Source organism: Pyxidicoccus sp. M6 (genome assembly GCF_055568925.1).
In genome coordinates, this window is sequence record NZ_CM145714.1 from 8,695,015 (window position 1) to 8,713,766 (window position 18,752).

Here is an 18,752-nt window from a genome sequence, read left to right on the forward strand (position 1 = left end):
CGCTTCGAGGCACTTCATGTCTGACCCTGGAGCGAAGGCTGGCGCAGCCATCACGCTACGTATCAACGGTCGTGCCGTCACCGTGCCTTCGGGTACCTCCGTGGCGGCGGCGCTCGCACAGGCCGGTGATTGCGTCAGCCGGACCGACCTGAGAGGAAGACCCCGCGGCCCCCTGTGCGGCATGGGTGTCTGCTTCGAGTGCCGTGCCACCGTGGACGGCGTGCCCGAGACGCTGACGTGTCTCACTCCGTGCCGCGAAGACCTGGAGGTGGTCACCGATGCGTGAGGTGTGCGACCTCGTCGTCATTGGTGCCGGACCGGGCGGACTTGCCGCCGCGTGCCGCGCGGCCGAGGCGGGCCTGGACGTGCTCGTCCTGGATGCACAGCCGGCGCCTGGTGGTCAGGTCTGGCGCGGTGAGGCACGAAAGAAGACGAACCGCCTCGCCCGGCGCTGGCTCTCGCGCTTCGCGGCGTCCGGGGCTCGCTTCCGTCCCGGGGCGCGCGTCGTCGCCGCGCCCGAGCCGGGACTGCTCCTCGTCGAGGAGGGCCCATCGTCGCTCGCGGTGCGCTACGACCGGCTGGTGCTCGCCACGGGCGCCCGCGAGCGGTTCCTCCCGTTCCCCGGCTGGACGCTGCCGGGCGTGATGGGCGTCAGCGGCCTTCAGGTGCTCGTGAAGGACGGCCTCCCCATTCAAGGCCGCCGCGTGGTGTTGGCAGGCACAGGCCCGCTATTGCTCGCGGCCGCGGCGACGCTTCATGACCATGGCGCGGAAGTCCTCCTCGTCGCCGAGCAGGCCCCCGCCTCGCGCCACTGGGGCTTCGCGCTCCAGCTCTGGCGTCACCCGGGCAAGCTGCTCCAGGGCGCGGTGATGTCGGCGGGCCTCATGGGCGTGCGCACGGCCACGGACTCCTGGGTCCTGGAGGCCCGTGGCGAGCAACGGCTCGAAAGCGTGCGGATGTCCGTGGATGGCCGCGAGGAACAGCTCGCATGTGATTATCTCGGCGCGGCCTGGGGGCTCGTGCCCAACCTGGAGCTGGCGCGGCTGCTCGGCTGTGAAATCTCGGGCGGTGCGGTGGTCGTGGACGAGCGCATGGAGACCCGCGTCCCACGCATCCACGCAGTGGGCGAATCGCTCGGCATCGGCGGAGTGGACCAGGCGCTCGTCACCGGAGAAATCGCTGGCCTTGCCGCCTCGGAGAGCTCCATCCCCGAATCCCTGTCGAAGTCATGGCGGCGCATCCGCGCCTTCGCCGGCGCCCTGGCCCGGCACGATGCGCCTCGCCCCGAGCTGCGCAAGCTCGCCACACCCGACACGCTGCTGTGCCGCTGCGAGGACGTGCCGCTGTCCGCGCTGGCCGAGTGCCGAGACCTCCGCGAGGCCCGGCTGTACGCACGGCTGGGCATGGGCGCCTGCCAGGGCCGCACCTGTGGCCCCGCGGCGGAAGCCCTGTTCGGCTGGTCCGCCGAGGGCGTGCGTCCGCCCTGCATGCCCGCGCGCATCGGCAGCCTCCGCCTTCCCACTGAAACCCCACCCACCTCGAAGAGAGCCTCATGAGCCCCTGGAATGGTGTCCTTCCCGCCATCACCACCCCCTTCAACGCGGACCTGTCCATCGACCACGGCGCGGTGCGCGCGCACGTGCGCTGGCTCGTGTCGCGCGGCTGCACCGGCATCGTCCCCTGCGGCTCGCTGGGCGAGGGCGCGACGCTGAGCCTCGACGAGAAGGTCGCGCTGATGCGCACCGTCGTGGACGCGGTGCAGGCCCCCGTCGTCCCGGGCATCGCCGCGCTCTCCACCGCCGAGGCCGTGCGGCTCGCGAAGGCCGCAGAGGACGCGGGCTGCGCGGGCCTCATGGTGCTGCCGCCGTATGTCTATTCGAGCGACTGGCGCGAGATGAAGGCACACATGGCCGCCGTCCTCCGCGCCACGAAGCTGCCGTGCCTGCTCTACAACAACCCCGTGGCCTACCGGACGGACTTCACTCCGGCGCACCTCGCCGAGCTGGCCGCCGAGTTCGACAACGCCTCCGCGGTGAAGGAGTCCTCCACCGATGCCCGGCGCGTCACCGGCATCCGTGCCCTGCTGGGAGACAGGCTTGCCCTGGGCGTGGGCGTGGATGACTGCCTCGTGGAGGGAGTGGAGGCCGGCGCGCGCTTCTGGGTGGCCGGCCTGGTGAATGCCTTCCCCGACGAGTCCGTGCGCCTCTACGAGTTGGCCATGGCCGGAAAGAAGGACGCCGCCTTCGCGCTGTATCGCTGGTTCCTGCCGCTGCTGCGCCTGGACACCGTGACGAAGTTCGTCCAGCTCATCAAGCTGGTGCAGCAGGAGATGGGCTGGGGCCATGAGCGCGTCCGCCCGCCTCGTTTGGAGCTGGTCGGCTCCGAGCGTGAAGAGTGCCTGCGCATCCTCCGCGAGGCGCTGGCGAACCGGCCGACGCTGTAGGCAAGGAACCACGACATGGAATGGCTGGGATTGTCATGGATTGGCTCCGGGCGAGGTGAGCCCGGCGGTACACCCTTCACCGGATGGGACCCGGCGGCGGGGACCGCCATGGAGCCGCGTTATCACTCGGCGCACCCGCACGAGGTGGAGCGCGCCTGCCAACTCGCGGAGGAGGCCGCGCCCGCCTTCGCCGCCCTGTCCCCGCGCCAGCGCGCCGTCTTCCTGGAGCACATCGCCGAAGCACTTCTCGCGGCCGAGCCCGACTTCCTCGCCGTCACGCCGCGCGAGACAGGCCTGCCACCCGCGCGCATCCAGGGTGAGCTCGGCCGAGCCGCCGGACAGTTCCGCCAGTTCGCCCGGCTCCTCGAGGAAGGAAGCTGGGTGGATGCGCGCATCGACCACGCGCTGCCCGAGCGGCGTCCCCTGCCCCGGCCGGACCTGCGCTCCATGCTGCGCGCGCTGGGCCCGGTGGCGGTGTTCGGCGCAAGCAACTTCCCGCTCGCCTTCTCCGTGGCCGGCGGAGACACCGCCTCCGCGCTGGCGGCGGGATGTCCCGTCATCGCCAAGGCCCATCCCGCGCACCCGGCCACCTCCGAGCGCGCGGGCGCGGCGGTGCGCGCCGCGGTGGCCGCGTGCGGGCTGCCGGACGGAGTGTTCTCGCTCCTGTTCGACGCCGGCATGGACGTGGGCCGTGCCCTGGTGAAGCACCCGGCCATCCGCGCCGTGGGCTTCACGGGCTCGCGAGCCGGAGGCCGGGCGCTGATGGACCTGGCCGCCGCGCGCCCCGTTCCCATCCCCGTCTTCGCGGAGATGGGCTCCATCAATCCCATCTTCCTCCTGCCCGAAGCCCTGGCCGCGCGTCCCGAGGCACTCGCGGACGCACTGGCCACCTCCATCCTCCAGGGCGCGGGGCAGTTCTGCACCTCGCCCGGGCTGCTCGTGGCCGCCGAGGGCCCGGGCTACGAGTCCTTCCGGGCCCGCCTCGTCGAGCGGCTGGGCGCCGTCTCCGCCGCACCCATGCTGACGCACGGAATCGCCGAGCGCTTCCGCGAGGGCGTGGCCCGGCTCGCCGCGCGCTCGGACACGCGCACGTGGGTGCGGGGTGAGTGCCGCGATGCCCACGGCGCACCCGCGCTATTCGAAGTGGACGCGAGCGCGGTGCTCACGGACGCGGCGCTGACAGACGAGGTCTTCGGAAGCTGCGCGGTGCTCGTGCGCACCCGCGAACCCAAGGACATCACACGCGTGGCGTCGCACCTGGAAGGCCAGCTCACCGCGACGCTGATGGTGGACCCCGGAGACCACGCGCTGGCCTCCGAGCTGCTCCCCGTCCTCGCGGACCGGGTGGGCCGGGTGCTCGTGAATGGAGTGCCCACGGGCGTGGAGGTCTGCCCCTCCATGGTGCACGGCGGTCCCTACCCCGCGAGCTCGGATGGGCGCTTCACCGCCGTGGGCACCGCGGCCCTGCGCCGCTTCGTCCGGCCCGTGTGCTTCCAGGACGTGCCCGACGCGCTGCTGCCCTCGGAGCTGCGCGACTCCAACCCGCTGAACCTGTGGCGCACGGTGGATGGCGTGTTGGCGAGGAAGTGAGCTCCCGGGCGGCGACAGGGCCGCCCGGGATGAGGCTCGTTCCGTCAGGGGGCCGCGTCGAAGCGCGCCTCCAGTCTCACTCCCGCGTAGGGCGCGCGGGCCTTGAGCATCACATGGAACCAGTTGCCAGCCGCCGGAGAGGGAATGTCCACCGTCTCGTCGTTGCCGGACAGGTACGGCCGATAGTCATACACCGTCACGGTCGGCCATTGGATGGCGCGGATATACATGTCCGCGTTGCCCGTCCCTCCGCTGGACTGGAAGCGCAGGTTGCGCGCACCGGAAGGAACCCACAGGTAGAAATACAGCGCATCGCTGCTGGCCAGACCGTCGCGGTAGCAGCCATTGCCCAGCACCATGGGGTTCGGGTCCGTACAGCGCGTGCCACCCCCTGGCGTCGGGTTGGCACAGGTGCGCGGGTCGCTCGCGGTGGAAACACAGTCAATCCACTGGTGGAACTCCCCGTCCCGCGAGCTGCCAATCCCATCCAGGTAGCTGCGATAGGCCGTGTAGTTCCCCGCGCGGAAGTGGCCGAGCATGGTGCCCACCTGGTCCGCATGGCGCTCGAACATGAAGCGCACGGCCAGGTAGCCCCAGTAATACACACGCTCCGTGCCGCTGTTGTAGTCATTGCGGAGCACCTGGCTGAGCTGGAAGGCCTTGCTCGTGCCAATCTGCACTGCCTGGGCATTGTCGTCCTTCTTGGAGATGTATTCGGCCAGGCCCTCGATCCACCAGATGGTGGGCTGGCTGGTGCTGGCGCCGAAGTCGCCCTGCATGTCGAAGCGGCCGTCCAGGTAGTGGACATACTCGTGTCGCAGGTTCCAGATTTCAAAGGTGGGGCGAAGCCACTCCGCCTCGTAGGCGATGAACCGCGCCTGGTTGCCCGAGGCGGCGGGGTTGCCCTCCAGGTACATGCCCCCGTTGTTGGTATCGATGCCGAACAGGGCTCCGGCGTACGTCTGGTAGTCCAGGCTGCTGTCGAAGATGACCATCTCCAGCGCGGTGTTCCCGTCGTTGGCCACCGGCACGCGATTCGTCTTCAACCTGTCGTGGAAGTACGTCTCCTGCGTCGAGAGAGCGCCGCAGCTCTGGCTGAACTGGGTGGACGTCATGTCCTGCGCGCGCATGCGCAGCGTGGCGCCACACGAGTAGGACAGCTTGAGCACGGCCTGCTCCAGCGTGCGCCGGAAGTCGCAGATGCCGTAGTACGCGCAGTTGGCGCCGTCGTAGTAGTCCGCCATCTCCGCCGCGCCCACCCAGACGCCCGCCGTGGGCCCCGTCATGGAGTGGTTGGCGATGAGCGCCTTCACCCGGGGCCGCGTCTTGTCCAGCAGCGCGCCGGTGTATTGCAGGAAGCGGGACAGCTCGCGCGCGGCGTTGACGGTGAGGTACTGGTTGTCGGTGCCGAGCAGGTGCTCGTTCCGGGAAACGAAGTTGCTCAGCGTGTCGACAATGGACGTGTTCTGGTTCACCGCCGTCACGAAGTCCGCGTTGTAGTGGCCTCGGAACAGGCCGACGAACACGTTGTTGGTGGCGCTGCGCATGTACCAGTACGACAGCGCCGTGTCGTTGAAGCGGTCGAGCAGCCCCTGGAAGGTGCTCAGGTGAAGGGCATTCTCCCCCGCGCTGTCGATGAGGGTGACGAGCTCGCGCAGCACGCTGCCATGGCTGTCATTGACGTCGGTGAAGTGACTGTTGGCCACGAAGGCGGCCAGGGCCGGACGGATGGCGTTCTTCAGCGCCGTCCCGTAGCTGCCCACGACATCCGGGTTGTAGTACTGCACGTAGTAGCCCGCGCGCAGGAAGAGGATGAGCTGGAGCGTTCCGTCGGTATTGCTCCCCGGGTAGGTCCGTGCGTTGGTGGTGAGCGCATTGGCGATGGTGACCATCTTGCTCTCGACGAACACCTGGGCGGCGCGGGTGCCGGTGACGCCGAACAGCGAGTTGACGCACTCCTCCGTGGAGCCCTTCACCAGGGTGACGAGCGCACTGCCACTGGCCGAGGCGAAGGCCGCCGTGTCACAGGTGGCGAGCAGCGCCCGAGCCGGCACTCGCGGTGTGAGCAGCTCCCGGAGCTGCGCGGGCGAGACATCCGGCGGGCGCTCGTCCGTCCGGATGCGCTGGTGCGAGGTGTCGACTCCGTGCGTTGCCCGCGCATCAGCGGGAGCGGGCCTGGAAGGTCGGGCGGACGCGCCGGCTCCGGCCAGAATGAGGCAGACTGCGAGGGCGATGTGACAGCGATACCAACCCGTATACGGACGGCTCATGGCTCGTGCTCCTCGGGGGCAATGCGTGGGGGTTCACGCGATATTCAAGGTATTCGCGAGCACGACTGTGATTCTTGTGTCTTTGCTTTGTGAGGGCGAATGGAAACCACCAAGGCGCGCACGGACCTGGAGCACTGGCGAGCGGACTTCATGGGCCAGGTGGCGAATCCGCTCTTCGCGGAGGCTCTGTTCGACCGGGTGCCGGACATCGTCTTCTCGGTGAAGGACACCCGGGGGCGGTACGTGTGCATGAGCGAGGCGTGCGCGGAGCGCTGCGGCCTGGAGAGCAAGGCGGCGGCGGTGGGCCGCACGGCGCATGACCTGTTCCCCCGGCACATGGCGGACCGCTACACGCGGCAGGACCAACGGGTGTTCCGCACGGGGCGGCCGCTCGTGGACAACCTGGACCTGACGCTCTTCAACAACCGCAAGCCGGGCTGGTGTCTGACGAGCAAGGTGCCGCTGTTCGACGCAGCCGGGAAGGTGATGGGGCTGGCCTGTCTGTCCAAGGACGTGCACGAGCCCGGCCGCACGGGGCTCGTGGACGAGCGCTTCGCGGGGACCATCGACCACATCCAGGCGCACTATGCGGACCGGCTGCGCATCGACGCACTGGCGCGGCGGGCGGGGATGTCCTCCGCGCAGTTCGAGCGGCGGATGCGGCGCATCTTCCAGCTCTCCGCCGGGCAGTTCATCATGAAGACGCGCATCGACGCGGCGGCGGAGCGGCTGGTGGCCTCTGAGCAGTCGATTGCCGCCATCGCCCTCGCGGTGGGGTTCTGCGACCAGAGCGCGCTGTCACGTCAGTTCAAGCAGGTGACGGGCCTGAGCCCGCGTCAGTACCGGCAGCTCATGGCCGTCCCGGGTGCTCGTTCAGCCGCGGGTGAGCCCGCGTCCATGAACGAGTAGGAGGTCGCGCAATGGACCTGTCAGTCGAAGCGCCTCCGCGAATCCACCCGGGGCCCTGCCCCGCACGGAGGCCGCGATGGCCTTGATTGCGCGCCCATGCGGAGACTGCGGTCGCACCATCGACTGGCAAATTGGAGAAGGCGTGCTTCACGGGGTGATGGTCTGGCACGCGGCCTACCGATGTGAGCACTGCGGTGGGATGATGGAGATGGACGGCCGTGGCGAGCTGCCGCCCGCCTACCGCGAAGCAGTGTTGCGCCAGGATGGCGAATGGACTGTGGAGGTCCTCACCGGTGAGTCCCACCTCAAGGTCGCGGCTGTTCAGGCGCTGCGAGAGTGCCTGGGAATCAGCCTCGCCGAGGCGAAGGTGTACCTGAGGTCGATCCCCGGGGTCATTCGTACGGGCACGAGGGCTGAGGTGACGTTCGTCGCGGAGCACCTGAAGCGCCGTCAGGTGCCCGTGGAGGTGAAGCGGGTGGGATAGGGCTCGTCAGCGCGCTGCCCTCGCCCGACGTGCTCAGTCCCACGCGGAGAGCCGGTCGAAATCCTCGGACGTGTAGCGGCCCGTCTCCAGCCCGTTCGTCACCCACGCGCCCTGGAGACTGAAGGCCTCGCGCATGCGGCGCCAGGCCTGCACGTCAGTGAGGCTGGGGGCCACGCCGCCGCCGACGTCGTTCACCGTCTCCGGCGTGGTCCACATCCGGTCGCCGGGCTTCCGGTCGAACATGAACGGGTGGTTGTGCACGTGCGCCACGGGTGCGAAGCCCCGAGCGACGTCCGTCATCACCCTGCCTCTCACGCCGCTGTAGAGCCGGCCGCCGATGCGGTCCGCGCCTGAGATGTAGACGCGAATCCGCCCGTGGCCGCGCAGCACGTACGCGCCGAACTCGGTGGGGCGCTCAACCATCGGGAAGCGCCGCGCCTGATGTTGGAAGAGGCTCCATTCCAGGCACGAGATGGAGCCCACGGAGCCGGCCGTTCCCGCGAGGACGCGTCCGGTGTTCTCCGCCTCGCGCGCCATCGGCTTGCCCACCATGGCCGCGTGGGTGGCGTGGACGCGCTCCAGCAGGGCGCGGTGGCCCACGGCCTGCTCTCCTCCGAGCCGCGCCGCCAGGGCCGCGCGGTAGCGCTCACGTTCGGCATCGGGCGGCGCCGGAGCCCACCACTCCGGGGCATCCGGCAGGTCGAAGACCGCGTGCTGCTCGCCCGGGTACGGGTCGTCCGACAGGGGGATGAGCTCGGAGGGCGAGGCGGGCAGCTCACACGTCACGGCGGGGGCGGCCCGTGACGGTGCCTCCGGTTGCGCGGTGCGGCAGGCCACGTTCCCCAGGAGCACGGCGGCCATGAGCCAACGGGTCAATCGCATGCGCCTGGGAACACGCGGGATGGTGCTCGATTCCCCGAGTCAGGCCCGCAGGGTGCCTTCGAAGACGGTCACCGCCACCCCACCGATGCGTGCCTTCTCGGGCGCTCCCGACCGCCCCATCACCTCCACCTCGATGCGGCCCGGCTTGCCCATGGCATCCCCCTGCTCGATTCGCGCCCGCGCCTTGCCGCCCTCCTCGGGCAGTGCCAGCTCCCCATGCGTCGCCAGGTACATCCCGAGCGGCCCGGCCGCGGCGCCCGTCACGGGGTCCTCCACCACGCCAATCACCGGCGGGAAGTAGCGCGAGTGCGCCATGCTGCTCGCGTCCTTCGTCTCACGGGTGAAGACGTACACCCCATTCAGCCCATGCGGCCGCAGGAGCTCCGCCAGAGCCCTGGAGTGCGGCGACAGGTTCCACACGTCCTCACGGCGCCGCAGCGGCACCACCAGCCGGTACCCGGTGCGCAGCACTGGCAGCGAGGTGTCCACCATCTCCACCGTCCCGCCCACCAGTCGCATCACCATCTCCAGAGGCACCAGGCTCTCCTTCCAGGGAGGCATCGGGGTGACAATCCACGCGCGGGTCCCTCCCGTCTCCAGGGACTCCAGCTCGATGTCCAGGGTGCCCATGGCACACTCGAGCCGGTAGGTGCCTGGGGACTTCAGCATCCCGCGCTCGGCCATCAGGTGGAGCGTGGCGACGGTGGCGTGACCGCAGAACGGAATCTCCATCGCGGGCGCGAAGTAGCGCAGGCGCACCGTGCCCTCTCGTGGAGGCGAGACCAGGAACGCCGTCTCGGACGCACCCACCACGGCGGCGATTCGCTGCATGGCCTCGGCATCCAGCCCGGCCGCGTCCAGCACCACGCCGGCACGGTTGCCCTCCCCCGGCGTCTTCGTGAAGGCATCGACGATGGTCAGCTGCATTGCGCGCACCTCTCCCTGACGCGGCGGACGTGGCGTCCGTACCGCGCGAATTGTACCGATACAAGTCTCGGCAATAATCGACACAATGGATGCATTGCGCGGAGCGCTCCGTCAACCGTATGAATTGTCACCATGACAAGCTGGACGCCGCAGCTCCGGGGCCGGGACGGCCCGCTGTATCGGGTCATCGCGGATGCGCTGGCCGCGGACATCGACGAGGGACGCCTCGCGCCGGGCACGCGCCTGCCCACGCACCGCGAGCTGGCGGACAAGGTCGGCGTCACGGTGGGCACGGTGACTCGCGCCTATGCCGAAGCCGAGCGCCGGGGCCTCATCGGCGGCGAGGTGGGCCGGGGCACCTTCGTGCGCCACCGGGACGCGCCCCGCCACCTCCCCGCTCCCGCGCCGGACACGGGTGACGACGCGCTGGTGGAATTGGGGCTCAACTGGCCGGCCACGCCTCCGGGAGACCCGGCGGGCACCGCGCTGCGCAAGACGCTGGAGGCCGTGCAGCGCTCACCACGCTTGTCCGAGCTGCTCGACTACCAGCCCCACGCGGGACTGCTCGCGCACCGCGAGGCTGGCGCGGCGTGGCTGTCCCGATTCGGACTGGAGGCGGCGCCGGAGCAGGTGGTGGTGTGCTCGGGAGGGCAGCACGCCATGGAGGTCGCGCTCACGGCGCTCACGCGTCCGGGAGACACGGTGCTGGCGGAGGCGCTCACCTACCCGGGCCTCAAGGTGCTCGCGAACCGGTTGCACCTGCACCTCCACGGCGTGGCCATGGACGAACACGGACTCAAGCCGGAGGCGCTGGAGGCCGCGTGCCGCACCGGCGCGAAGGTCCTCTTCTGCGTGCCCAACCTCCAGAATCCCACGGGCACGGTGATGTCCGAGGAGCGCCGCCGTCGCATCGCCGCGGTGGCTCGCAAGCACGGGCTCACGGTGGTGGAGGATGACGCCTATGGGCTGCTGCTCGACAAGCGCCCTGCCCCACTGTGCTCTCTGTTGCCGGAGTCCGGCTGGTTCATCGGCGGCGTGTCCAAGCTGCTCGCGCCGGGACTGCGCATCGGCTACCTCGCGGCCCCCGCAGGCGGGGGCACGGAGCGGCTCACGGAGACCGCGGCCCTGGCCGTGCGGATGACACCGCCGCTGATGGCGGAAGTCGCGGCCCGCTGGGTGAACGACGGCACGGCCGACGAGCTGGTGGTGCGCCGCCGCCGCGAAGCACACGAGCGGCTGGAGCTTGCACGCGAGGTGCTCGGAGAGCTGGTGCCCAAGACGATGCGGGCACCCACGTACCACTTCTGGCTGAAGCTGCCCGGAAGCTGGCGCGCGGAGTCCTTCACCGCGCAGGCACGGCGGCATGGTGTGTCCGTCACGTCCGCGGAGGTCTTCAACGTGGGTCCGGCCACCGCACCCGCGGCCGTGCGCGTGTGCCTGGGCGCACCGCGCACGCGCTCGTCGCTGGAAAAGGGCCTGCGCAGGCTGCGCGAGACGCTCGAAGGCGGGCCCGAGCCGCTGGCGTCCATCGTGTGAGGCCAGGGCCTGGGGCATCGCAAGCGCGCCCCAGAAATGCAGAACCCGGGCGCCGTGATGACGGCCCCGGGTTCTCGTAAGGCAGCGCTGTGACGAGGCCGGGCGCACACACCCGGCCTCCGCCACTCCGTTACTTCTGCGGCGGCGGCACCGGACGCACGTGCAGCTCCTTGAGCTGCTTGTCGTCCACGTCGCCGGGGGCGCCCGTCATCAGGTCCGTGCCCGTCTTCGTCTTCGGGAACGGAATCACGTCACGCAGGGACTCGGCGTTGGTGAGCAGGAAGGCGAGCCGGTCCATGCCCAGCGCGATGCCACCGTGCGGCGGCGCGCCGTACTTCAGCGCGTCCAGCAGGAAGCCGAACTTCGCCGTGGCCTCCTCGTCGCTGATGCCCAGCGCCTTGAACACCTGCGCCTGCACCTTCGGGTCATGCAGGCGGATGGAGCCGCCGCCAATCTCGAAGCCGTTGAGCACCACGTCGTAGCGGTGGCACTTCACCCGGCCCGGGTCCGTGAGCAGGTACTCCACGTCCGCGTCGTGCGGCCGCGTGAAGGCGTGGTGCGCCGCCGCCCAGGTGTTCGTCTCCTCGTCGAACTCGAACAGCGGCGGGTTCACCACCCAGAGGAACTTCCAATGGCCGCCGCTGCCGTACTCCGGAATCAGCCCCAGCTTCTTCGCCACGTGCACGCGGAGGTTCGCCATCACCGTGTGCACCAGCGCCTCCTTCCCGAACTGGAACAGGATGAGGTCGCCCGTCTTCGCACCCACGGCCTGGTTGATGGCCTGCCGCAGCGCCGGAGAGATGGTCTTCGCCAGCGGCGACTGCGTCCAATCGCCCGTCTCCGTCACCTTCGCGCGGGCCAGGCCCTTCGCGCCCGCCTGCTTCGCGAACTCCTCGAGCTTGTCGCTCTCCGCGCGGCTCATCGCCTTGTCCGCGGGGATGACCATCGCCTTGACGATGCCCTTGTTCTGCACCGCCTCGAACATCATCGGCACGCCGCCGGCCTCACCGTGCTCGCGGATGAGGTCCGTCAGCACCGTGTGCTCCAGCCCGAAGCGCAGGTCCGGCTTGTCGTTGCCGTACTTCGCCATGGACTCGTAGAAGTCCATGCGCAGGAAGGGCGTGGGGATGTCGATGCCCAGCACCTCGCCCCAGAGCTTCTTCAGCAGCCCCTCGATGATGGTGAAGATGTCGTCCTGCGTGACGAAGCTCATCTCCACGTCGATCTGCGTGAACTCCGGCTGGCGGTCGACGCGCAGGTCCTCGTCACGGAAGCACTTGACGATCTGGAAGTACCGGTCGAAGCCCGCCACCATGAAGAGCTGCTTGTAGAGCTGCGGGCTCTCCGCGAGCGCGTAGAACTTGCCCGGGTTCATGCGGCTGGGGACGAGGAAGTTGCGCGCGCCGCCGGGCGTGTACTTGCCCATGAACGGCGTCTCCAGCTCCAGGAAGCCGTTCTGGTGCATGAACGAGCGCGTGAGCGCGTTCATCTTCGAGCGCGTCATCAGCGACTTCTGCAGCGGCGCGCGGCGCAGGTCCAGGTAGCGGTGCGCCAGCCGCTTCTCCTCCGAGGTGTCGATGCTGTCCTCGATGGGGAACGGCGTCGGCTCCGAGCGATTGAAGATGGTGAGGTCGGTCGCCTTGACCTCGATTTCACCCGTCTTCATCTTCGGGTTCACATTCTTCCCGCGCGACACCACCTTGCCCTTCACGCCGATGCAGAACTCCAGGCGGAGGCTGCCGGCGAGCGCGTGGGCCTCGGCGGAGTCCGGCTCGAACACCACCTGGGTGAGCCCCTCACGGTCTCTCAGGTCGATGAAGACCGCGCCGCCGTGGTCTCGACGGTTGTGCACCCAGCCGAAGAGGACGACCTCTTCGCCGACATTGGCGGCCGTGAGCTGGCCGCAGTTGTGGGTACGCTTGACCTCGGAGATGAACGGGACCGCCATGGACAGGACCGCCTGCTGGTTTCGGAGTGAGGGAAAGCGCGGCACCATACGGATCGTGGAAACGATGCGTCAAGGAATCCGCGCAGACCTGACTGCTCTCAAACGGTCGAAATCCCGGGCGCATCCTGACGCGCTCCAGGCCCGCTTGTCCGGCCCGCAACTTCGGGGGCGCTCGCGTGTTGCCAGCCCCATGCAGGGGGAATCCATCGCCGTGTCGAACCCGAGCCGCCAGCCCGGGCGGAGCCTCGCCGTGCTCGCCCTCGTCGCCTCGGTGCTGGCGGCGCGGCCCGCCCACGCGGAGGGGCCGGACGTCACCGTCACCACCGAGGTCAGCGCGGGCCGCGACTACCGCGCCTGGAGTCTGCTGGGTGACGTGTCGCTGCGCGAGGACACCTTCCTGACGCTCGGCTACACCGCCGCCCGGCCGGAGGCGGGCACCGCGGCTACGCACCAACTCAACGTGGGCGTGGACCACGTGTTGGGGATGCACTGGCTGGTGGCCGCCGTGGCGAGCGTGGGCCTGCCCAAGCACTCGCTCACCCAGCTCTCCGCCGAGCGCCCGAGGCTCAACCTGCCCGCCGTGGACGCGCGCACTGGCTACTCCAGCCAGGCGCTGCTCCTGTCCGCCGCGTACGACTCGGCGGGTTTCTCCGACGTGGAGTTCGGCGTGGACGCGGGCCTGTCCATCACCCGCTACCCGCTGAGCCGCGAAATCACCGTCGTCAACCGCGCCGGCGCCACGGTGCGCTACGCCCGGGAGGAGCTGCTCTGGGTGGCCCGGCCCTCCCTGGGGGGAAGGCTGATGCTGGGCGCGCGCTGGGAATTGGGCGTGCGCGCGGGCCTCACGCTCTACAGCGAGGACCCGCTCACCGCGGGCCAGTTCACCGACGAGGAGACGGCGGAGCTCACGCGCCGCTTCGAGAACGCCCTGGAGGCCCGCCGCGCCCTGCTGGGCCTGAGCACGCGCATCTACCGGGACTTGGGCTCCGGCGTCGCGCAGCGCGTGTCGGAGCTCAACGCCACCACCGGCATCCCCACGGCACCGTCGCGCTTCGACGTCAAGCCCTCCGTCACCTGGAACAGCCCCGGCCGCGTCGTCCGGGGGCAGATCTCCTACGCCTTCACGCGCTACGTCTCCGGCGAGGGCCTGTCCCACGTGCTCGCCACCCGCTGGACGGTGCGCCTGGGCGAGCCGGTGCGCGTGTGGGCCTCGGTGGCATTGCAGCAGGACCGGCTGGAGGCCGCCGAGGGCACGGACCCCGACCGGGTCCGCTCCGGCCTCTTCACCGTTGGAGGGGAATACACGTTCTGAGCCGTCCGGAGTAAAACGGCGTCATGCTCCGAACAGTCATTGCCGCCACCGCCACGCTGGGACTGGCCGCCGGCTGCGCGCCAGACTCGAGCGCGCCCGTCAAGGTCAGCGCCCTGGTGCTCAACAGCAACGGTGAATACGCCCCCCAGGATGTCGAGCTCAAAACCATCTCCGACATCGTCGGCCTCAAGGGCACGGTGGCCGACTTCCATGGCGGAGCCAGCATCATCTACGACTCCAACGACGAGGACCTCCAGAACGCGAGGACGCCCGAGGCGTTCGCCAACGCGCTGCTCAAGGGCGAGGGGCGCGACGTCACCGCCAGCTACATCGAGCAGGACGGCGTCCTGTGGCCGGCGGACTTCCACACCTGGAACATGGTGACGGCGTACTACGGCCTCGAGCGCGCCTACGACTACTTCCAGACGGTGGGCAACCTCCCCGCGGCGGACTTCAAGGACCCCGTCACCACGTACTACTTCCCCGAGTTCATCCTCGCCGACATCGACAAGGACCCGATGCGCGACAACGCGCTCTACTTCTCGGTGTTGGAGTCGTTCCTGGTGCTGCCGTTCGACCAGCTCCAGCGCGCGCCGCTCGCCATCAACGCCGGCATCATCGCGCACGAGTACTCGCACCGCATCTTCAACCTGAAGGTCTACAACGGCAGCCCCTTCCCCGAGGCGCTCGCTCTCTGGGCCTCCTCCTCGCCCAGCCCGGGCGCCAACGTCCTCAAGTCCTTCGACGAGGGCCTCGCGGACTACCACGCGTACGGCGCCACCTGCCGCAGCACCAAGGGCTGTGACGCGAAGTTCCTCTCCACGTCCTTCCATGACGCCCCCTATGACCAGGAGGCGAATGAGCGGGACCTGTCCAAGACGGACCGCTGCATGACGGACGCGCTGCGCTCGCAGCTGCGCAACCAGAGCCTGGACGCGTTCAGCGGCAAGGAGTACCGGGTGGGCACCCTGCTCGCGAGCGCCCTCTACCAGGCGGGCGAGGGCCAGGGGCAGCGCGAGGTGCTGCTGCGCGCGATTGTGGCCGCGTACAACGACGCGGACCCGCAGCGGCCCGGCCTCCTGCAGCTCACGCAGCAGTACATCAACGACCAGGACGACTTCACCCTGGCCGTGGCCGCGGGCGCCATCATCACCCACATCACGGACCTGAAGCTGAAGGAGGCCGTCTGCAACGAGCTGATGGACCACCTCCAGATTCCGCGTGATGCGCTCGTCGGCACGTCGAATCCCAACCTGTGCCCGGCCAGCTCCGCGCCCGGCAAGACCTGCCCCCCGCTCCCCGCCCCATGATGAGGACCATTCCCTTGAAGACCTGGCTTGCACGCTGCCTTTTGGGGGGCCTCGTCCTCTCCACGCCCGCCCTCGCGCAGGACGATGACGACCCGTACGCCTACCCCGACGAGGAGCAGCCCCGCTCCCGGGACGAGGACGAGTACGAGGGCCGTAGGAAGAAGAAGGACGTGGACGAGACGGACGACTTCCGCCGCGTCGCGGAGCAGGAGGGCGAGGACGGCGACTTCAAGAGCCTGTCCCGCATGGACGACCCGAACACGGGCCTGGCCTTCGAGCTCATCTCCGGCGCGCTGCTCCTGGACAGCTCTCGCGGCCAGTTCGCCGAGGCGCGCCTGGGGCTCGGCCTGCGCGCCACCTGGGAGTACGGCCGCATCCTCGACAACGAGTCGCTGCGCGAGGCCCTCTGGGCGGACCTGCGGTGGACGTACGGCAGCCTCAGCGACGGCACCGACTTCATCCGCGGCGACACGAGCATCCACTACTTCACCATCGCCCCGGCCTACGAGCTGAAGCTGGGCCAGTCCGACTTCGGCTTCTACGCCCAGGTGGGCGGCGGCCTCGCCTACCAGGCCACCTCCATCACCATCGACTCGGAGGCGACGAAGGTGAACGGCCTCAAGCCCCTGCTCCAGGGCGGCGTCGGCTTCCGCGGCCGGCCCCGGCTTTCGTCCACCGGCAAGCTGCGCCTCGCCTTCCGCCTGGAGGCCATGGCCTTCCGCCGCAGCTACATGACGGACTTCTTCCTCGGCGGCAGCATCGGCACCGCCTTCTGAAGAACACTCCGCCCGCCGCTTCCTTCTTGGACGCCGGAAGCGGCGGCGGAAAATGTTTCACCCTCCCCGCCTCCCGCCGGCCGAGCCTCCTTGGCGTTCCAAGGAGATGGTCAACGGCATGCCCCGTGCTTATCCATCCTCCCGGGTGGGAGCGCGGGCTCCCAGGGGCGGGGAGGCGAGTGATGAAGGGCGTTCAGAGTCAGGGGCAGCACTGGGACCCGGTGTGTGGGAAGCAGCTGGACACACCCGAGGGCCGCCCGACGGCGGAGTACAAGAAGCGCCGGTATTTCTTCTGCTCGGAGCGGTGCCGCCACGCCTTCGAGCGTCAGGCGGAGCGCTTCCGCCTCAACGAATTGGCCCGCGTCGGCGCGCTGATGACGCCGGGCCGCGTGCGCTGGGGGCTCGCGTAGCCCCGAGGCAGGCCCGGCTTCCTCCAACCCGCTTCACGCCGCCTTGCGCACGTCCTTGAGGCGCAGGGACAGCTTGCGCCCGCCGCGGAACGTGTCGAAGCCGGCCTGGAAGGCCAGGTCCACGGGCCCCTCCACCAGCGTCAACCGGTCCGCCATGTTGAAGCCGATGGCGTCCACGTCCGGCGCGTCCGCGAGGGCCAGCTTGAGGTGGCCGCTGCCCGTGCCGGACTTGGGCTGCAGCACGCGCGGGCGGGCTACCTGCCGGCGCAGCACCAGCACCGGCTCCGGGTTGCCCTGGCCGAAGGGCCCCAGGCGCTGGAGCGACTCCACGGCGTTGGCGTCCAATTCGTGCGGATGGATGACCGCGTCCACCTTGCACCGGGGGATGAGGTCCTCCGGCGTGAGGCGCTGGAGGGCAATCTTCTCGAAGGCGTCGCGGAAGGCGGGCAGCCGGTCCGCGTCGATGGTGAGGCCGGCGGCGTGCTTGTGCCCGCCGAACTTCGTCATCAGCTCCGAGCAGCCGCTGAGCGCGTCGTAGAGGTGGAAGCCCTCGATGCTGCGCGCCGAGCCCTTCCCCACCCCGTCCTTCACGCCCACCATGACGGTGGGCCGGTGGAAGCGCTCCACCACGCGCGAGGCGACGATGCCGATGACGCCCGGGTGCCAGCCCTCGTCGTAGAGCACGAAGCCGCGCGCGTCCTTGCGCTCTTCCGCCTGCGCCAGCGCCTCCGTGAGGATGTGGCTCTCGATTCCCTGGCGCTCCGCGTTGGCCCTGTCCAGCACCGAGGCCAGCGAGCGCGCGGACTCCAGCGACTCCGAGGTGAGCAGCTGCAGGCCCAGCGACGCGTCATGCAGCCGGCCCGCGGCGTTGATGCGGGGCCCGAGGCGGAAGCCCACCTGGCCGGCGGTGACGGTGGCGTCGGAATCCATCCCCGCCACCTCCTTCAGCGCGCGCACGCCCGGGCGGCGGCCGGCGCTCAGCTCCTGGAGGCCGTGGGCCACGAGGATGCGGTTGGCACCGGTGAGGGGCACCACGTCCGCCACGGTGGCCATGGCCACCAGGTCCATCAGCGCGCGGAGGTTGGGCTCCTTGCGGTTGGCGAAGAAGCCGTCGTCGCGCAGCCGCTTGCGCAGGCCCATGCAGAAGTTGAAGGCCACGCCGGCAGCGCATAGCGCCTTGGTGGGGTACTCGCAGCCGGGCTGGTGCGGGTTGAGCACCGCCACCGCCGGGGGCAGCGTGGGCGGCACCGTGTGGTGGTCCACCACCACCACGTCCAGGCCCAACTCCTTCGCGCGCGTAATCTCCGCCACGGAGGTGATGCCGCAGTCGAGCGTCACCAGCACCCGCGTACCGTCCTTGGCGATGCGCTCCACCGCGGAGACGTTGAGGCCGTAGCCCTCATCCAGGCGGTGGGGAATGTACGTGGCCGGTGGGGCGCCCAGCTCCTTGAGGAACAGGTAGAGCAGCGACGTGGAGCACACCCCATCCACGTCGTAGTCCCCGTACAGCGTCACCTTCTCCCGCGTGCGCAGGGCGCGCGTGAGGCGCTCCACCGCGGCGGGCATGCCCTTCATCCGGAACGGGTCCGGCAGGTCCGCCAGCTTGTCGGACAGGAACGCGGAGGCGGACTCCGGGGTTCGGTAGCCGCGGTGCAGCAGCACCTTCGCCGCGAGCGGGTGCAGCGACAGCTCCCCCGCCAGGGACGCCACCTCCTCCTCGACCACGTCTGGAAGCAACCACCGCACGCGCAGCACTCCTCCTCGGTCCGCCCCAACGGGGTGGAAATCCGGGACGAATTCTTGACAGGCAGACAGTACCTCAGACGTCTGACGAGGAAAGGTCAACCTTGGGCACGACCTTTCCCTTCCTGCACACGCGTTCAGGCATGCGCTCGACGGCCCGCCTGCCTTCGGGCTTCGCGCCAAGCGAGCGGTGCACAGCTTGAACCGCACAC

16 protein-coding genes are annotated in these 18,752 nt (G+C 69.7%); 11 read left to right on the forward strand and 5 right to left on the reverse strand.

Annotated elements, in window-relative coordinates; all coding sequences use genetic code 11:
- Positions 1 to 16 precede the first annotated feature (16 nt).
- From ACVTJA_RS34100 to ACVTJA_RS34115, 4 genes are all read left to right on the forward strand, one after another.
- On the forward strand, positions 17 to 286 hold the full coding sequence (locus ACVTJA_RS34100) for a (2Fe-2S)-binding protein (RefSeq protein WP_465825829.1): 270 nt from the start codon (positions 17 to 19) through the stop codon (positions 284 to 286).
- Entirely contained in the window at positions 279 to 1,556 is a 1,278-nt protein-coding gene (locus ACVTJA_RS34105) for an FAD-dependent oxidoreductase (RefSeq protein ID WP_465825832.1), read from the forward strand. Before ACVTJA_RS34100 ends, ACVTJA_RS34105 begins: the two co-directional genes overlap by 8 nt.
- On the forward strand, positions 1,553 to 2,443 hold the full coding sequence (locus ACVTJA_RS34110) for a dihydrodipicolinate synthase family protein (protein WP_465825834.1): 891 nt from the start codon (positions 1,553 to 1,555) through the stop codon (positions 2,441 to 2,443). The genes ACVTJA_RS34105 and ACVTJA_RS34110 overlap by 4 nt, the downstream gene beginning before the upstream one ends.
- A 108-nt stretch (positions 2,444 to 2,551) precedes the next feature.
- Positions 2,552 to 4,033 carry an aldehyde dehydrogenase (NADP(+)) gene (locus ACVTJA_RS34115; RefSeq protein WP_465825836.1) on the forward strand — a complete coding sequence of 494 codons (1,482 nt, stop codon included), beginning with the start codon at positions 2,552 to 2,554 and terminating at the stop codon, positions 4,031 to 4,033.
- A gap of 44 nt (positions 4,034 to 4,077) precedes the next feature.
- Here ACVTJA_RS34115 and ACVTJA_RS34120 read toward each other — a convergent pair whose 3' ends face one another.
- A complete protein-coding gene (locus ACVTJA_RS34120) occupies positions 4,078 to 6,303 on the reverse strand; it encodes a M9 family metallopeptidase (protein ID WP_465825839.1) in 2,226 nt (741 codons plus the stop codon).
- A gap of 99 nt (positions 6,304 to 6,402) precedes the next feature.
- Between ACVTJA_RS34120 and ACVTJA_RS34125 the strand changes: the two genes are divergently transcribed.
- Together ACVTJA_RS34125 and ACVTJA_RS34130 are read left to right on the forward strand one after the other, a co-directional pair.
- Complete coding sequence (locus tag ACVTJA_RS34125) at positions 6,403 to 7,212, forward strand: AraC family transcriptional regulator (protein ID WP_465825842.1); 810 nt, start codon at positions 6,403 to 6,405, stop codon at positions 7,210 to 7,212.
- A gap of 76 nt (positions 7,213 to 7,288) precedes the next feature.
- A complete protein-coding gene (locus tag ACVTJA_RS34130; RefSeq protein ID WP_465825843.1) occupies positions 7,289 to 7,696 on the forward strand; it encodes a hypothetical protein in 408 nt (135 codons plus the stop codon).
- A 33-nt stretch (positions 7,697 to 7,729) separates the two neighbouring features.
- Here the strand turns inward: ACVTJA_RS34130 and ACVTJA_RS34135 are convergent, their stop codons facing one another.
- Together ACVTJA_RS34135 and ACVTJA_RS34140 are read right to left on the reverse strand one after the other, a co-directional pair.
- Positions 7,730 to 8,578, reverse strand: a complete 849-nt coding sequence (locus ACVTJA_RS34135; RefSeq protein WP_465825846.1) for a hypothetical protein — start codon at positions 8,576 to 8,578, stop codon at positions 7,730 to 7,732.
- A 39-nt stretch (positions 8,579 to 8,617) separates the two neighbouring features.
- On the reverse strand, positions 8,618 to 9,505 hold the full coding sequence (locus ACVTJA_RS34140; RefSeq protein WP_465825850.1) for a PhzF family phenazine biosynthesis protein: 888 nt from the start codon (positions 9,503 to 9,505) through the stop codon (positions 8,618 to 8,620).
- A gap of 132 nt (positions 9,506 to 9,637) precedes the next feature.
- Between ACVTJA_RS34140 and ACVTJA_RS34145 the strand changes: the two genes are divergently transcribed.
- Positions 9,638 to 11,041, forward strand: coding sequence for an aminotransferase-like domain-containing protein (locus ACVTJA_RS34145; RefSeq protein ID WP_465825853.1), 1,404 nt, complete (start codon positions 9,638 to 9,640; stop codon positions 11,039 to 11,041).
- Between the two features lie 130 nt (positions 11,042 to 11,171).
- On the opposite strand, the gene aspS is transcribed toward ACVTJA_RS34145, so the two are convergent.
- Positions 11,172 to 12,989, reverse strand: a complete 1,818-nt coding sequence (gene aspS, locus ACVTJA_RS34150; protein WP_465825854.1) for an aspartate--tRNA ligase — start codon at positions 12,987 to 12,989, stop codon at positions 11,172 to 11,174.
- Positions 12,990 to 13,200: 211 nt separating this feature from the next.
- Here aspS and ACVTJA_RS34155 point away from each other — a divergent pair, with 211 nt between their 5' ends.
- From ACVTJA_RS34155 to ACVTJA_RS34170, 4 genes are all read left to right on the forward strand, one after another.
- Entirely contained in the window at positions 13,201 to 14,301 is a 1,101-nt protein-coding gene (locus ACVTJA_RS34155) for a hypothetical protein (protein ID WP_465825856.1), read from the forward strand.
- A gap of 23 nt (positions 14,302 to 14,324) precedes the next feature.
- Positions 14,325 to 15,611, forward strand: coding sequence for a hypothetical protein (locus tag ACVTJA_RS34160; protein WP_465825858.1), 1,287 nt, complete (start codon positions 14,325 to 14,327; stop codon positions 15,609 to 15,611).
- Positions 15,612 to 15,625: 14 nt separating this feature from the next.
- On the forward strand, positions 15,626 to 16,387 hold the full coding sequence (locus ACVTJA_RS34165) for a hypothetical protein (protein WP_465825862.1): 762 nt from the start codon (positions 15,626 to 15,628) through the stop codon (positions 16,385 to 16,387).
- A gap of 182 nt (positions 16,388 to 16,569) precedes the next feature.
- Positions 16,570 to 16,797: a YHS domain-containing protein gene (locus tag ACVTJA_RS34170; RefSeq protein ID WP_465825864.1), complete on the forward strand. Its 228-nt coding sequence runs from the start codon at positions 16,570 to 16,572 to the stop codon at positions 16,795 to 16,797.
- 33 nt (positions 16,798 to 16,830) lie between these two features.
- On the opposite strand, the gene recJ is transcribed toward ACVTJA_RS34170, so the two are convergent.
- A complete protein-coding gene (gene recJ / locus ACVTJA_RS34175) occupies positions 16,831 to 18,543 on the reverse strand; it encodes a single-stranded-DNA-specific exonuclease RecJ (RefSeq protein ID WP_465825865.1) in 1,713 nt (570 codons plus the stop codon).
- Positions 18,544 to 18,752 lie beyond the last annotated feature (209 nt).